Source organism: Algoriphagus locisalis (assembly GCF_900116615.1).
Classification (GTDB): domain Bacteria; phylum Bacteroidota; class Bacteroidia; order Cytophagales; family Cyclobacteriaceae; genus Algoriphagus; species Algoriphagus locisalis.
The window spans coordinates 285,441-300,917 of record NZ_FPBF01000008.1 but is presented as its reverse complement, the minus strand read 5'-3'; the positions used below and the strand labels follow the sequence as shown (position 1 = coordinate 300,917).

Below are 15,477 nucleotides of genomic sequence, written 5' to 3'. Positions count from 1 at the left end.
CCTCGATGTCGGCTCGTCACATCCTGGGGCTGAAGAAGGTCCCAAGGGTTGGGCTGTTCGCCCATTAAAGTGGCACGCGAGCTGGGTTCAGAACGTCGTGAGACAGTTCGGTCCCTATCTGTTGCGGGCGTGGGAAGTTTGCGAGGACCTGACCTTAGTACGAGAGGACCGGGTTGGACTGACCGCTGGTGTACCGGTTGTGATGCCAATTGCATTGCCGGGTAGCTACGTCGGGAAGAGATAAGCGCTGAAAGCATCTAAGTGCGAAACTCCCCTCAAGATGAGACTTCCAAATAGGGCCGTCAGAGACGATGACGTTGATAGGCTACAGGTGTAAAGGCAGTAATGTCATAGCTGAGTAGTACTAATTGCCCAAAAGCTTACCCTACGTTTGTTACAGTTTCTGCAAAGACATGTGATTCATTGTTGGATGTTTGATGTCGGGTGACCGATGTAGACAAAGACAAAGAACTTAAGATATTATATGGACGAATGATCATCCGGCAACGGACACCGGTCATCGGACATCAAGATTTAGGCGGCCTAGCGCAGGGGTCCCACCTCTTCCCATCCCGAACAGAGAAGTTAAGCCCTGCAGCGCCGATGGTACTGGGGTTACACCCGGGAGAGTAGGTCGCCGCCTCATTTATTCAAAGCCTTTCGTGTAAACGGAAGGCTTTTTTGCGTTAGGACATTTTTTTAAATGGGAATGTTTTTTATTGGTCTGACTTTTAATTTTTATGGTAACTAGGCACTTAAAGGAATATTCCATGTTAAATGGCTCACCTTACTTCAGGTTTTAAAAATTCCGGAATTTAAATTCTTTCGTCTATAGGATAAAGGTGTCCTGATTTTTTTCGAATTATTTTCCTAACTTATGTCCTTTCCTAGTCAATTATTAGCTGATTTATGTCAGGTTTTTAGTTGCGTTTGCTCAGGGGGATAGCTTTTTCTATACTCTACTTTCGTGAGATAATTGTAATTGAAAGTGGATTCAGAGGAGCTTCAGCATTTGTAAAGTATTTAATTCTTTCTTGCTAAGTCCTTTTGCGCTTTTTTGATTTCGCATCTCTTTAAATTGAAGGTAATGGGTCCTAATATCTCTTCAGCAAGCGTAATCGTTTGTTTTCACTGTGGTGAAGCTTGTTATGAGTTGGTGATTGATACTGAGGGTAAAAAATTTTGTTGCCAAGGCTGTAAATTGGTTTATGAAGTTCTCTCTGAAAATGATTTAAGTCATTATTATGAGATTGCCAATCATCCCGGAGAAAGTCAAAAAAGGAAGAGTTTTCAAACTAACCGATTCGACTACTTGGATGATGTAGATACTGCGAAGCGTCTTCTCGATTTTCAGAATGAACATGAAAGTCACTTAACCCTTTTTATTCCTGTAATTCATTGTACTTCTTGTATTTGGCTACTTGAAAATCTAAATCAAATTCATTCTGGTGTTGTTAGTAGTAGAGTTGATTTTATTAAAAAGAAAGTACAGATAAAAGTACTTAGGGATAAGATTAGCATTAAGGAGTTGGTGAGTCTTCTTTCTACCATTGGTTATGAACCGAAAATTAATCTTTCAAATCTAGAGGAAAAAGTTGAACCAGGGTTGGATAGACGTTTGATTCAACGTCTTGCCGTAGCAGGCTTTTGCTTTGGCAACATGATGCTTTTTAGTGTCCCTGAGTATTTTTCTGAAGCCGAATTGATAGATTCTTCTTTTAGAGGTTTGTTTAGCTATTTAAATGTGATTTTGGCAATCCCAGTAGTGGTTTATTCGGCTAGTGATTATTACCGTTCTGCTTTAAACTCGCTAAAGCAGAAACAAATTAATATGGACGTTCCGATTGTTCTTGGGATCATAGCATTGTTTGTTTATTCTCTTTGGGAAATTTTCGCTTTTCAAAGGTCTGGCTATATGGATAGCTTAGGAGGGTTGTTGTTTTTTTTACTACTTGGCAAAATTTACCAGCAGAAAACCTTCTCCACTCTAGAGTTTGATAGAGATTATAAATCGTATTTTCCTATAGCTGTTACAAAAAAGGTAAAGGAAGAAGAGGTAGTAATTCCTCTTTCAAAGCTTCTGGTGGGTGATATTATTTTGGTGAGGGATGAAGAATTAATCCCTGCTGATTCAGTTTTATTAAGTACCACAGCTAGTATTGATTATAGCTTTGTGACCGGAGAAGGTGTTCCCGTACCTAAACAAAAGGGAGAATTAGTGTATGCGGGAGGAAGACAAAAAGGTGATGCTGTTTTATTGGCTGTTCAAAAGTTGCCTTCACAGGGTTACCTTACTGATTTGTGGAACAATGAAGCTTTTCAAAAACAGAACGAACGCTTACTCGAGCCATTATCTAACAAGATAAGTTCTTTTTTCACCTGGTCTGTGCTTTTCATTGCGCTGGCATCATTTACTTATTGGATATTTATAGATTTATCTGTTGCTATAAAAGTTTTTGCATCAGTGCTGATAGTTGCATGCCCATGTGCACTAGCTATGTCCACTCCATTTACTTTGGGTAACACACTTAGGATTTTTGGTAAAGGCAGGTTTTATCTTAAAAATGCCTCTGTTGTAGAGCGTCTAGCTGTTATTGATACGGTAGTTTTTGATAAGACAGGCACACTCACAGATCCTGCGAATGCAAAAGTGAACTACATCGGAGAAGTACTTTCTCAACAAACCAAATCAATATTAAAGTCAATGGTGGAACGATCTACGCACCCGCTTAGTAATCGAATAAATTATTGGCTAAAAGATGTAATTGGAGAAAATTCAATTCAGGTAAAGGAATTTAAAGGATTAGGAGTTCATGCAATTTTCAAAAACCAAGAATTCAAATTGGGTTCAGTCGTATTCACAGGGTTTAATAAAAAAGTAGAAAATCAAGTTGGAAATGTTGTCTGTCTTTCTGTAGAAGGGCAAGACCTTGGGTATTTCAAAATAGAATCTGGGCTGAGAACAAAAGCGACAGAAGTTGTAAAACAGCTAGCACCCGACTATGAGCTTCACATATTATCGGGTGATTATTCGCATGAGCAATCTTATCTAGAGGATATGCTGGGGGGAGGAATTCAATTTAATTTCCAGCAGAGTCCTGGTGATAAGCTTAACTATTTGAAGAATTTGAATGCTTCGCAACAAACCTTAATGATAGGCGATGGTCTCAATGATGCTGGTGCCCTACAAGAGAGCAGTGTTGGTGTCGCGATTTCAGATCGGGTTAGTCATTTTTCTCCTGCCAGTGATGCTATCATGGATGCTGAGGTTTTTGGAATGATTCCGAATTATTTAAGTTTTGCAAAATCAAGCAGACTAATTATCAAAGCAAGTTTTATATTAAGTTTATTATATAACTTAATTGGATTAGGGTTAGCCGTACAAGGGCTTTTGAGTCCGGTTATTTGTGCCATTTTGATGCCACTGAGTAGTATTTCTGTAGTGATTTTTACAACACTGACTACCAATTTTGTGGCTTTGAAGAAGGGATTGTTAACTTCAAAACTGGTTTAGTATGGAAGTTATTTTTCTCTTAATCGCAATAAGTTTAATTCTGGCTAGTACATTTCTTTTCCTTTTTTTTAAAGCAATGAAGGACGGCCAATTTGATGATAATTACACTCCTTCCATAAGGATTCTATTCGAAAGCAATTCGAAAAAATCAAAAAAAGATCAACCATCAAAACCAAAATCCTATGAATGACACTACGCTGGAGAGGTTCCAATATGACAACAAAATTGTCAAGTACTTTGGAGCGGCAACAATTATCTGGGGCGTAATAGGGATGCTTGTCGGAGTTCTTGCTGCGATACAGCTCTTCTTACCCGAGGCCAACTTGGGTAACCCCTATACCACTTTTGGGCGGATCAGGCCACTTCATACCAATGCGGTGATTTTTGCCTTTGTAGGAAATGCAATATTTGCCGGGGTGTATTATTCCATGCCGAGATTGCTGAAGGCGCCCATGTGGAACAAATCACTTAGCTGGTTTCACTTTTACGGCTGGCAGTTAATTATCCTTTCAGCGGTTCTGACTTTACCCTTGGGACTTACATCTTCCAAGGAATATGCAGAATTAGAATGGCCGATTGACATTGCCATAGCTGTAGTTTGGGTGGCTTTTGGAGTGAATATGATCGGTACCATCCTTACTCGCAGAGAGCGACATATGTATGTGGCCATTTGGTTTTACCTAGCCTCATTTATCACGGTAGCGGTACTGCATATTGTAAACTCATTGGCATTGCCGGTTTCTTTCCTGAAGAGTTACTCTGCCTACGCTGGCGTTCAGGATGCTTTGGTGCAGTGGTGGTATGGTCACAATGCAGTGGCATTTTTCCTGACCACACCTTTCCTCGGATTGATGTATTATTTCCTGCCTAAAGCTGCTAATAGGCCAGTTTATTCTTACAAACTTTCTATCATTCACTTCTGGTCGTTAATCTTTTTATACATGTGGGCAGGACCGCACCACTTGCTTTATACCTCACTTCCAGAGTGGGCACAAGTGCTTGGGACAGTTTTCTCGGTGATGCTATTAGCACCCTCTTGGGGAGGTATGGTAAATGGTTTGTTGACTTTACGAGGTGCTTGGGATAAAGTGACCAATGATCCGGTTCTAAAATTCATGGTAGTAGCTATCACAGCCTACGGGATGGCGACATTCGAAGGCCCTATGCTTTCGTTTAAAAATGTTAGCGCAATAGCACATTATACCGATTGGATTATTGCTCACGTTCACGTCGGAGGGTTGGGCTGGAATGGTTTCTTGACCTTTGGCATGCTTTACTGGATGTGGCCGAGATTGTTTAAAACCAAAATTTATTCAACCAAGCTGGCTAATATACACTTTTGGCTAGGGGTGATGGGCATCATTTTCTATGCACTGCCGATGTACGTAGCGGCATTGACTCAATTCTTAATGTTGAGAGAATTTGATGAGATGGGGAAATTAGCTTACGGCAATTTCCTTCAAACCGTAGTGGAATTAGTACCAATGTATATGCTCCGGGCTTTTGGAGGGTTAATGTACTTGTCTGGTGCGATTTTACTCATGTATAATATGTTTAAAACAGCCCAGCAGGGAGTTTTCCAAGAAACTGAAGAAGATTCAGCTCCTGCTTTGGCAAAAAGCTATAATCCAAAAGGCGAATTCTGGCACAGAGCATGGGAGAGAAAGCCAGTGTTCTTTGCCATCCTTGCTACTGTTGCCATCTTGATCGGTGGGGTAGTAGAAATAGTTCCCACGATTTTGGTGAAATCAAATGTGCCGACAATCAGCTCAGTTAAGCCATACACTGCGCTCGAATTGGAAGGAAGGGATATTTACATAAATAATGGCTGCGTGGGTTGTCACTCTCAGATGATTCGACCGTTTCGATTTGAGACAGAGCGCTATGGAGAATATTCCAAAGCTGGTGAATTTGTGTACGATCGTCCGTTCCTATGGGGTTCCAAGCGTACTGGGCCAGATCTTCACCGTGTAGGGAAGAAATATCCAGACAGCTGGCATTACTTCCATATGGAAGATCCTCGTAGTATGTCTCCGGGCTCTCTGATGCCACCATATCCTTGGTTGAAAACCAATGAACTCGACTATTCTGATTTACCTGCAAAAATAAGAACCATGCAGAAACTGGGCGTACCTTATCCGGAAGGCTATGATGAACAAGCCGCCGCAGACTTGGAGGCTCAGGCGGCAGGGATTGCTACAGGTTTGAAAGATGCCGGTATTGCAGTTATGCCAAATACTGAAATAGTGGCACTGATAGCTTATTTGCAGCGATTGGGTACTGATATCAAAGTCTCTTCATCTAACTAACCGAAGAAATCATGTACAAGGAAGTATTAAGATCAATCGAAAATGTAGAAGTGTTTCCCGTGGTTTCACTGGTGATATTTGTTCTCTTTTTTATAGGGATCACAATCTGGACTATACGTGTTCCCAAAGATGTAATAGACCATATGAGCTCTTTACCGATGGATGATGATAACAAATTAACAGACAAGCAGCCATGAAATCGAGCATGTCGAAGATCGTCACACACTGGGATGATTATCCTATGCGAGATTCCATATGGCCTTAAAAGTGAAATTATAAACATATGAAAAAATATTTGACCTTTCTTGCTTTAGGCAGTCTATTAATATCTACGCCAGTATTGGCTCAGGATGATTCTGCAGGATTTGGAGCTCTTGACTCTAATCAAATGGCCTTATTGCTTATCATAGGCGTCATCATAGGAGTGATTATTTTACTCTTGATTCTGATGATCTATCTGATGTCATTTATCTCAGCAGTATTCCGAAAAGAAAATCCTGAATTGGCAAATGAGCCTAGTTGGTGGGATACGTTCAAGCAGAAGTTTGTCACTGGTGATATAGAGGAGGAGCAAGATGAAGAAAAGCTGATGTCGGATCATTCCTACGATGGGATACAGGAGCTTGACAACTTTATGCCTCCGTGGCTTCAATATGTGTTTTCAGGTACAATAATCATTGCTGTAGTTTATTTTGGCTACTACACGGTATTGGGCCTCGGCAAAACTGGGGTGGAAGAATATGAGGAGGAAGTTCGTATCGCAGCCGTTGAAGCAGAAGCGAGGGGAGTAAGTTTACTTGCCTCTATCGATGAAACAAATGTCGAGTTAGACATTTCCGGCGCCGCTCTGAATGCAGGAAGTGCCATCTTCAGTACCAATTGTGCTGCATGTCACGCCGCAGATGGAGGTGGTGGAGTTGGTCCAAACCTCACAGATCAATATTGGCTACATGGAGGTGATATCAAAGACGTATTCAAGGTGGTTAAATATGGCGTGATTGAAAAAGGGATGGTTCCATGGGAGGATCAGTTGAGCCCGAAAGAAATCCAAGATGTGTCGAGTTATATTCTTTCTCTGCAAGGGACGAGCCCAGCTGCTCCAAAAGACCCTCAGGGTGAGTTGTATGCAGGAGATGAAAGTAGCAGCACTACTTCCGAGGGAGCCGATGTTGATGAGTCAATTGTAGCAGCAGACACCACTGTTGTTGCAGAATAAATTCATAGTACCGAGGATCATTTGATCTCGGGTAGAAAATAGCCTACGATTATGGCAAAAAAGAACCCTCATTTAAATCCTGAAACCTTCAGAGATGCGCTTGCTACCGTCCAAGATGATGGTAAGAGAAATTGGGTATATCCTAAAAAGGTAAAAGGGTATTTTTACAAATACCGAACCTACCTTTCTTGGGTTCTATTGGGCGTTTTATTTGCAGGACCTTTTATCAAAGTTGATGGAAGGCCATGGCTGCTATTCAATATTTTTGAGCGGAAATTCATCATTTTCGGAGCGGTTTTCTGGCCACAGGATACCTATTTGCTGATTTTTCTATTATTGATTTTTTTCGTCTTTATCATTCTTTTTACCGTAGCCTTTGGAAGGGTGTGGTGTGGATGGGCCTGTCCCCAGACCTTATTCATGGAGATGGTTTTTCGGAAAATCGAATACCTGATAGAAGGAGATGCCAATCAACAAAGAACCTTAAATGCTATGCCTTGGAATCAAGAGAAGATTACTAAGAAAACGGTTAAAATTGTCATTTTCGGAATAATAGCGTTGCTGATTGGTCACTTGGTGATGGCTTACTTAATCGGGGTAGATGAAGTACTAACTATTATTTCATCCCCTCCCAGTGCTCATTTGACGGGGTTCATTGGCCTGCTTGCTTTCTCAGGGGTTTTCATGTTTGTTTTTACCTGGTTTAGAGAACAAGCTTGTTTGGTAGTCTGCCCCTATGGGAGGCTTCAAGGAGTGCTTTTGGATAATAATTCCATCAACGTCATGTATGATTATGTCCGTGGGGAGCCACGGGCACCAATTCGGAAAAATCCTTCTGAAAATGCCGATAAAGGAGATTGTGTGGATTGTAATCTATGCGTTCAAGTTTGTCCTACCGGCATAGATATTCGAAATGGTATCCAAATGGAGTGCGTGAATTGTACCGCATGTATTGATGCTTGTGACGAAGTCATGGTCAAAGTGGATCGCCCAAAAGGGTTGATTCGATACGCATCCGAAAATAGTATCAAGCAAGGCTTTCAAAAGCTTCTCACCAATAGGGTCAAATCTTATATTGTTATTTTGGTACTCTTGATAGCAGCTTTTGTTACTTTATTGGCTACGCGAGAAGATATCGCTGCGACAGTTACACGTTTCCCAGGGATGACATACCAGCTTCGGGAAGATGGTATGGTCACTAACCTGTATCAGATCACCTTGATTAATAAAACCTATGAGGAGCAGGAAGTTTCCCTGGCTTCTTTGGTAGAAGGTATGGAAGTAGAGATAGTGGGCGAGCAGCACTTAATGCTAGCTCCGCAATCAAAATATGAAGGGCGTTTTTTTCTTGTGAGAAATCAGGATGAAGTGAGAGTAAATCAGGAAAAAGTCGAGATTTCTGTCCTTCATTTAGGAAAAGAAATCGATCATATAGAAACAAATTTCACAGCACCGATCAAATAGGGACAGACTTTAAATAAGATAAAATGATTATCCGCAATGATGCCAGTGACTTCTATTACTTTGCTTATCAGGCTGGAAGACCGATGACGGGTGACCGAAGTACCAGCAATCCTAGTGTTTACCATTCATTAAGTCGCTATTTACCTTTTACTGGTGCAATTGCAGGTATATATTTAAGATAATTATGGATTGGGGAAAAGGAATAGTACTGACAATTATTGGATTTGTAGTCTTGATAATGACCATGGTGGTGATTTCTGTTAAAATGGATGGAATTGAGTTGGTTACCGAGAATTACTACGAAGAAGAGATCAAGTATCAGGATAGAATCGATGAATCTAAATCTGCAGATGAGTTAGGTCGGCAAGTGATTTCTTTTGATAAGCAATCAAAAATTATTGAACTTGATCTTCCGAATGGGAGCAAAGGTTCACTTCAGCTTTTTCGTCCTTCCGATTCTACTCTGGATCAGGAAATCAAAGTTGATGTTACGCATACTGGAATAACTCAGATTCCTTTAAAGGAGCTTAAGTCTGGTTATTGGAAGATTAAACTCAATTGGACTGAAAATGGGGTTGAGCATTATCAGGAGGAAAAAATCACACTTTAAATGCTTTGGACAGCCTTTCTGCTTGGTTTTTTAGGCTCATTTCACTGCGTGGGAATGTGCGGGCCTATTGCTTTGGCAGTGGGAGGGAAAGGTAAATCCTCGTATTTCTATCATAAACTACTTTATAATTTTGGGCGAAGTACTACTTATGCTCTTTTAGGCTTACTCGTAGGTAGTCTCGGATTTTCGCTGTCCCTTGCTGGGGTTCAGCAAAGCTTTTCGATCGCAATCGGATTGCTTATTTTGCTGTTGGCTCTTAGTAATAAAAAAGCTGACCAGTTTATGGCCATTCCAGCTCTCTCAGGTTTAGTTATTTGGGTGAAAAGGCAATTGAATCACTTTCTTAAAGCTGGTGGTGCCATAGCATTTTTCGCTACAGGCCTTGCTAATGGACTCCTTCCCTGCGGCATGGTTTATATGGCCTTGGTGGCAGCACTTGGGTTGCAAAGCCCATTTCTAGGTGCCACGTATATGTTCTTTTTTGGAATAGGAACGATACCGCTACTACTGGTTTTAATGTACTCGGGATCTTTAGTCTCAGTTCAAATGAGACAAAAATTCCAGAAAGCAATTCCTTATATCGGCGTGATTATAGGGATACTTTTTGTTTTCAGAGGGTTAGGGGTTGGAGCCTTTTTCAGCCCTGATCTTCAGGCTTTTGATTATGGAAGTGAGCAGATTGAGATTACAATGTGCGAATAGCTTCAAAGATGATTGGTTAATCGAGCAGGAAATTGTTTAAGAAGCTACTCTTTAGCCCAAGCCACACGAAGAATAAGATCAAGCCCCAGAAAAGGTAAATTCGATAGTAGTCGGCCGTTTCCTTGTACCGGTTTTCGATTACTTCTGTCTTTTCTAGCGTATCAATTCTATCAAAAATTGAAGCTAATGTCCCTCCATCCGCGGCTCTAAAAAACTCTCCATTGCCCACTTTGGCTATCTCACGAAGTGTGGATTCATCCAGGTAACTCTCCACCATCTGAGGTCTGCCAAAGAAGTCAGTGCCATAAGGGACAAGACCATCTTTTCCCATAGCAATTGTGTAAAGCTTGATATCCAGAGCAGAAGCAAGATTAGCAGCAAATAATGGATCGACATTACCTGCATTACTTTCCCCGTCACTGAGAAGTATCATCACTTTGGATGCTGACTCAGATTCCTTCATCCGGTTGGTACCTGCGGCTAGTGCCGAACCAATAGCGGTACCTTTGGCTTCCATCATGCTGAATGAGATTTCATTTACCAGATCTGTCAGTAACTCATAGTCATTTGTCAAAGGTGCCAATGAATAGGCCTCTCCAGCGAATACCACCATCCCGATCCTATCGCCCACCCGTCCGTTGATAAAGTCAATTGCAGTGGCTTTGGCTGCCTCCAGTCGGTTAGGGGTGAAGTCCTGCAGATCCATCGATTCTGAAATATCCAATACAAGCATGATATCTATTCCCTCTGTAAATTGCTCTACACGCTCATTGCTGCGTTGTGGCCGGGCTAAAGCGACCACAAGTAAAATCAAAAAGAGGTAGAAAAATCCAGCTGGAATTAAACGTAAATAGGTCCAAGGATTATTGTTTGCGATACGCTTTGGAAGGGAAAGTTCCAGAACTGGGTTTTTCAGGAACTTTACGAAGGTCCTCAAAAGAATAAAAACCGGAATGATCCAGATCAAATTCAGTAGGATAGGATTTTCCCATTCAAAACTTTTGAAGGTCTCGGGTAAAAACCAGGACCAGCTAAAGAATTCAGACAGCTGCTCTCTCATGCTTGATTTTGGTTTGTTTTTCCTGGTATTTCTCTTTTGCTACTTCCAATAGATAGTTTGTCGCCTCTACACTTTGAGAAGACTTTCCTGCATAAATGATTAAATCTATCGCTCGAAGCGCCTTGAAGATCTCCAGATTGCCCATTCGTTCGCCGATCTCACTGGAAGTCCACTCTCTCACAGGAAGTTGGGTGATACTCTCCATGTAGCCCTTCCAGAGGCCGATTACCTCATCAGCAGTTTCAATTGATGGGCTTTCAGTAAGTTTTGTTGTTTGAGTTTTCCACTGTTTTTCAAATCGTTCCCACCTTCTTTTCTCTCTTCTTTCTTTCCAGTATTCTTGAACTTTATCTGCAAAGAAAAAGTATAACACGCCTAACACTAGCAGTAACGCACCCAAAAGTACTCCTATAATGATCCAGTTGAAGGATTTCTCTAAGGTTTGGTAAACGTTGTTTTGCTGGAAAACCAACTGCTCTGGGATGCTATCTAGTGCAAGTTTCAGCTTCAGCTCTGCCTCCAATGGATAATGCACCACACTGTCGTACCTCGCCAGTTCATATACGGGTAGGGTAAGGTAAGAGCTCTGGTCCAAAGAAAAATTAGAAACATAATATATCGTACTATCCTGCGTGATACTGTCTTGGGTAGAGGATATGAAGGTCTTCTTTTCCAGTAGTACCATCGGCGAAAAATCAAAGGTAGAATCAGGAAAGATAATGTGGGCAGATTCAGGATAAGTAGCCTTCAACACATAGCCTACCCGCTCGCCCAGTTTTGCGGAATCTTGCATGAAATACCCCTCCACTTTGATCTGCTGTGCATTGCTCACCAAAGGAATCAGTAATAAAAAGAAAAAGATTTTGAGCGTTTTAACCACGTTTCATGCTTTTGTTTCGGTACTTAAATAGCTCGAGAAGTGGGCCTACTATATCCTGAGTGGTGTCTATAGCCAAATAGTTTATTTGATTCTTTTTACAAATATCTTTCAAGTTCTCTCGCTCTGAAGTAAAGGTATCTGCTATTTTTTTAGAAAAGCTTCCGAAGGCGGTATTCACCCAGGTTGTTTTTCCTTTTTCTTTATCAAAAACAGGGATAATTCCTAAGGAAGGTAAAGCCGACTCCCGAGGGTCAGTCAACTGAATGGCCACTACATCATGTCGCTCAGCCATCGCTCTAAATGGACGCTCGTAGCCTTCATCTATAAAGTCTGAAATAATCACGATCACTGCTCTTTTCTTGATGAGGTTCAAAGCGAACATAAACATCGAATTCAGATCCGTTTTCAGGGAATTGTTTTCATGGTCAAAAATCCCTCGAATCATTTTCACTCCCTGCTTGCTTCCTTTGGATGGGAGAATCAATTTTTCTTTTTGGTCGGAGTAACTGATCAAGCCTACCTGACTTCCTTCAAACACCGCCGCCAGCGTCAGTACACCTGCGATGATCTTACCTTGATCAATTTTCTTGTTTCCCGGCTGACCAATGTCCTGGCTCCCGCTTATGTCTAAAAGGAAGAATACCGATTGTTCTTTGTCCTCACGAAACGTTTTGACAAAAGTCCCGTGTCCCTTAGCAGACACTTTCCACTCTATGGTACGGATATCATCGCCATACTGATAAGGACGGAGATCATCAAACTCCAATCCTGACCCTTTAAAAAGGGACTGATATTCTCCTTGCAGGTGATTATTAGCCACCTTTCGGATCATGACTTCGTATTTTCTGAGCTTGCTGAATAATTCGTTCATGATTGGTGATTTGAACGGCCTAAGTTATGCTTCTAAGCTGAATTATAAAATTTCACTTACATGAAGGGTGGGGAGTTTTTCCGTTAAAAAAACCTAATTTTGACCTGTGAAAAGAATTCTGATATTAAGTTTTTGCATTCTATACCTTGCTAGCTGCAATTCTAGCAACAAGCCGAAGGGGTTGTTGCCTGAAGATAAAATGGTAGAAGTCCTGATAGATATTCATCTGACTGAGGGACTTACGAGTGCTATGCCTGTAGCCTACGATTCTTCAAAAGTACTCTATAATCTGCTTGAAAGAGATGTTTTTATCAAACATCAGGTGAGTGATTCTGTTTTCACTCAAAGCATGTTGTATTACCTCCGTGATCCTTCAGAAATGGAGCGGATTTATTCTCGTGTGATCGATTCTCTCGTAGTAAGAGAATCTGCCGGAGGACTGATAGACCAATTCTAATGCTATACCCACGCAATCTCGAACAAAAAGTAAATTTCATAAAAGTCAAAGAACTGCTAAAAGCAGAGTGTACCTCAGCGCTTGGTCAGCAGTATGTTGATCGTTTGGCTTTCTCCTCTGATTTCAATTTAGTCAACAAGCTGCTTGACCAAACTGAAGAATTTCGCCAGATTTTGATATCAGGGGAGCTATTTCCCTCTTCCAATTTCACCAATCTTAATCCTTATTTGGAGAAGGCAAAGCTGGAAAATGCTTTCCTAGATGTAGAAGATTTTTATGAAATCAAACTCGCTCTTGATACACTCAGAGGATGTATTTCTTTCTTTCAGAAAAGAGAAGAGGAGTACCCGGTGCTCAGCCAGCTACTAGGCTTGCTGATGGATCTGGATATGAGTTTGCTTAAAGCTATTGAGCTGATTATTGACGAGAAGGGCAAAATGCGTAGCAATGCCAGTCGGGAATTACAGCTCATCCGCACGCAGATTCTGTATGAGGAAAGCCGCTTGCGCAAAGTCATGGAGCGGGTGTTCAAAGAAGCAAGAGCTAAAGGACTTACTCCCGAAGACTCAGCGATTACAATCAGGTCCGGCAGACTGGTTATTCCTGTTGCAGCAGAGAATAAGCGTAAGCTGCGGGGGTTTATCCATGACGAATCAGCCACAGGACAGACAGTGTTTATGGAGCCGGAAGAGGCTTTGGATATCAATAATGAGATCCGGGACCTGGAATACATGGAGCGAAGAGAGATCATTAAGATTCTCACCCAGCTGACTGATAAAATCAGACCGGCTATTCCAGCTCTTAGAAAGGCTACTAATTTTCTTGGCTTAATTGATTTTATCCGGGCCAAAGCAAAATTCGCTCAAAAAACCGATAGCTGTAAACCTGAAATCACTAAGGAAAGACAATTGACTTGGACCAAAGCCAGACATCCACTTTTGGAAATGGCGCTAAAGTCCCAAGGGAAAAGTATCGTGCCTCTAGATGTGAAACTAGGTGGTCATGAGCGATTATTAGTTATCTCTGGACCAAATGCTGGAGGAAAGTCGGTTACGCTAAAAACCGTTGCACTGCTTCAGTACATGTTGCAATGTGGGATTTTGATCCCCGTTCATCCGGATTCCAAAAGCTCTCTTTTTGATAATTTCTTTATCGATATAGGAGATGAGCAGAACTTGGAAAATGATCTAAGTACTTACTCCTCGCACTTGATGAGCATGAAGCATTTTTCGCTTTTTGCCAATAAAAAAACAATTCTGTTTATCGATGAATTTGGAACAGGTACCGAGCCTCAGTTTGGTGGCGCGATTGCCGAATCTATTCTTTTGGCACTAAATAAACTCGGCGCCTATGGTGTGATTACAACTCACTATGGTAACCTGAAGCAAATTGCCAATAAAAACCAAGGTATGGTGAATGGTGCAATGCGCTACGATGTTGACAAGCTGGAACCAATTTACCAACTTGAAATTGGTAAGCCAGGCTCTTCGTTCGCGCTGGAGATCGCTTCCAAAATTGGGATTCCTAAGGAGATTCTGAAATATGCCAAAGAGCAAATCGGTGAAGAGCGAGTTCGCTACGATCGATTACTCACGCAAGTGGAGAATGAGAAAAACCAATATGCTACGTTGCTGGCAGATGTAAAAGCTAAGGAACGCTTGCTAAAAACCCGCCTTCAGGAATACAATGAACTGAAGGAGACGATGGAGACGACTAAAAAGCGCTATCTCCAAGAGGCCAAACAAGAAGCGAAGCAACTGCTGGATCAGGCAAATAAAAAGATTGAGGCTACTATACGCGAGATCAAAGAAGGTAAAGCAGAGAAGGAAGCCACTAAGCAGGTTCGTAAAGAACTGGAAGAATTCAAAGAGAAAGTCAAGCCTGAAAAGAATGTGATAAAAAGCCCTGAAATCAAGGTTTTGGCGGGGCGAATCTCTGCTGGAGACTGGGTGAGAGTGAAAGATAATGGCGCAGTAGCCGAAGTTCTCCAAGTGAAAGGCAATGAGATTGAAGTTTCGATCGGAGAACTCAAGTCCAAAGTGAAGCTTTCCAGATTGGAGAAAATATCTCTGGGCGAAGTAAAGAAAGAGAAAAAGGCAGCGGTGTCTCGCAGTGGATACAATACCAATGAGAAAATGATGGACTATTCCCCTAATCTAGATATTCGGGGTAAACGGGGAGAAGAGATTCTTTCTTTGATCCAGACTTTCATCGATGAAGGTCACATGCTCGGAGTAAAGGATTTGAGAATCGTTCACGGAAAGGGGAATGGAATCTTGAGAGATTTGACGCGAAATTTCCTTAGAGACATGAGCCAGGTTCGTCACATGGAGGATGAACATGCAGATCGGGGAGGTGCGGGAGTCACTTTGGTCACACTGAAATAAAATAAGA

General features: G+C 41.6%; 14 protein-coding genes and 2 rRNA genes. 13 read left to right on the top strand and 3 right to left on the bottom strand.

The window, feature by feature from the left end:
• From BM386_RS20530 to BM386_RS20485, 11 genes are all read left to right on the top strand, one after another.
• Positions 1-388: ribosomal RNA gene (locus tag BM386_RS20530) — 23S ribosomal RNA — on the top strand; the annotation flags it as partial.
• A 146-nt stretch (positions 389-534) separates the two neighbouring features.
• Positions 535-646 (top strand): 5S ribosomal RNA (rrf, locus tag BM386_RS20525).
• A gap of 441 nt (positions 647-1,087) precedes the next feature.
• Positions 1,088-3,514, top strand: coding sequence for a heavy metal translocating P-type ATPase (locus tag BM386_RS20520; RefSeq protein WP_091697613.1), 2,427 nt, complete (start codon positions 1,088-1,090; stop codon positions 3,512-3,514).
• A gap of 1 nt (position 3,515) precedes the next feature.
• On the top strand, positions 3,516-3,704 hold the full coding sequence (ccoS, locus tag BM386_RS20515; RefSeq protein ID WP_091697612.1) for a cbb3-type cytochrome oxidase assembly protein CcoS: 189 nt from the start codon (positions 3,516-3,518) through the stop codon (positions 3,702-3,704).
• Positions 3,697-5,823, top strand: a complete 2,127-nt coding sequence (ccoN, locus tag BM386_RS20510; protein ID WP_091697610.1) for a cytochrome-c oxidase, cbb3-type subunit I — start codon at positions 3,697-3,699, stop codon at positions 5,821-5,823. The genes ccoS and ccoN overlap by 8 nt, the downstream gene beginning before the upstream one ends.
• 11 nt (positions 5,824-5,834) lie before the next feature.
• Complete coding sequence (locus tag BM386_RS20505; protein ID WP_091697607.1) at positions 5,835-6,020, top strand: CcoQ/FixQ family Cbb3-type cytochrome c oxidase assembly chaperone; 186 nt, start codon at positions 5,835-5,837, stop codon at positions 6,018-6,020.
• 86 nt (positions 6,021-6,106) lie between these two features.
• Complete coding sequence (locus BM386_RS20500; protein WP_091697605.1) at positions 6,107-7,039, top strand: cbb3-type cytochrome c oxidase N-terminal domain-containing protein; 933 nt, start codon at positions 6,107-6,109, stop codon at positions 7,037-7,039.
• A gap of 51 nt (positions 7,040-7,090) precedes the next feature.
• Positions 7,091-8,503, top strand: a complete 1,413-nt coding sequence (gene ccoG / locus BM386_RS20495) for a cytochrome c oxidase accessory protein CcoG (protein WP_091697604.1) — start codon at positions 7,091-7,093, stop codon at positions 8,501-8,503.
• A gap of 23 nt (positions 8,504-8,526) precedes the next feature.
• Entirely contained in the window at positions 8,527-8,685 is a 159-nt protein-coding gene (locus BM386_RS23735; RefSeq protein ID WP_170857140.1) for a hypothetical protein, read from the top strand.
• A gap of 2 nt (positions 8,686-8,687) precedes the next feature.
• Positions 8,688-9,113, top strand: coding sequence for a FixH family protein (locus BM386_RS20490; protein WP_091697602.1), 426 nt, complete (start codon positions 8,688-8,690; stop codon positions 9,111-9,113).
• The gene (locus BM386_RS20485; protein WP_091697600.1) at positions 9,114-9,815 is read left to right on the top strand and encodes a sulfite exporter TauE/SafE family protein; all 702 of its coding nucleotides are present in this window, start codon (positions 9,114-9,116) and stop codon (positions 9,813-9,815) included. It abuts the gene before it with no gap.
• Between the two features lie 16 nt (positions 9,816-9,831).
• Here BM386_RS20485 and BM386_RS20480 read toward each other — a convergent pair whose 3' ends face one another.
• From BM386_RS20480 to BM386_RS20470, 3 genes are read right to left on the bottom strand one after another with little or no spacing between them, the layout of a single operon-like run.
• Entirely contained in the window at positions 9,832-10,875 is a 1,044-nt protein-coding gene (locus BM386_RS20480) for a vWA domain-containing protein (protein ID WP_091697598.1), read from the bottom strand.
• On the bottom strand, positions 10,856-11,755 hold the full coding sequence (locus tag BM386_RS20475) for a hypothetical protein (protein ID WP_091697596.1): 900 nt from the start codon (positions 11,753-11,755) through the stop codon (positions 10,856-10,858). The genes BM386_RS20480 and BM386_RS20475 overlap by 20 nt, the downstream gene beginning before the upstream one ends.
• Positions 11,748-12,626, bottom strand: a complete 879-nt coding sequence (locus BM386_RS20470) for a DUF58 domain-containing protein (protein ID WP_091697594.1) — start codon at positions 12,624-12,626, stop codon at positions 11,748-11,750. Before BM386_RS20470 ends, BM386_RS20475 begins: the two co-directional genes overlap by 8 nt.
• A gap of 106 nt (positions 12,627-12,732) precedes the next feature.
• Here BM386_RS20470 and BM386_RS20465 point away from each other — a divergent pair, with 106 nt between their 5' ends.
• A complete protein-coding gene (locus BM386_RS20465) occupies positions 12,733-13,083 on the top strand; it encodes a DUF4296 domain-containing protein (RefSeq protein WP_091697592.1) in 351 nt (116 codons plus the stop codon).
• Positions 13,083-15,470, top strand: coding sequence for an endonuclease MutS2 (locus tag BM386_RS20460; protein WP_091697590.1), 2,388 nt, complete (start codon positions 13,083-13,085; stop codon positions 15,468-15,470). Before BM386_RS20465 ends, BM386_RS20460 begins: the two co-directional genes overlap by 1 nt.
• The last annotated feature ends 7 nt before the right edge of the window (positions 15,471-15,477 follow it).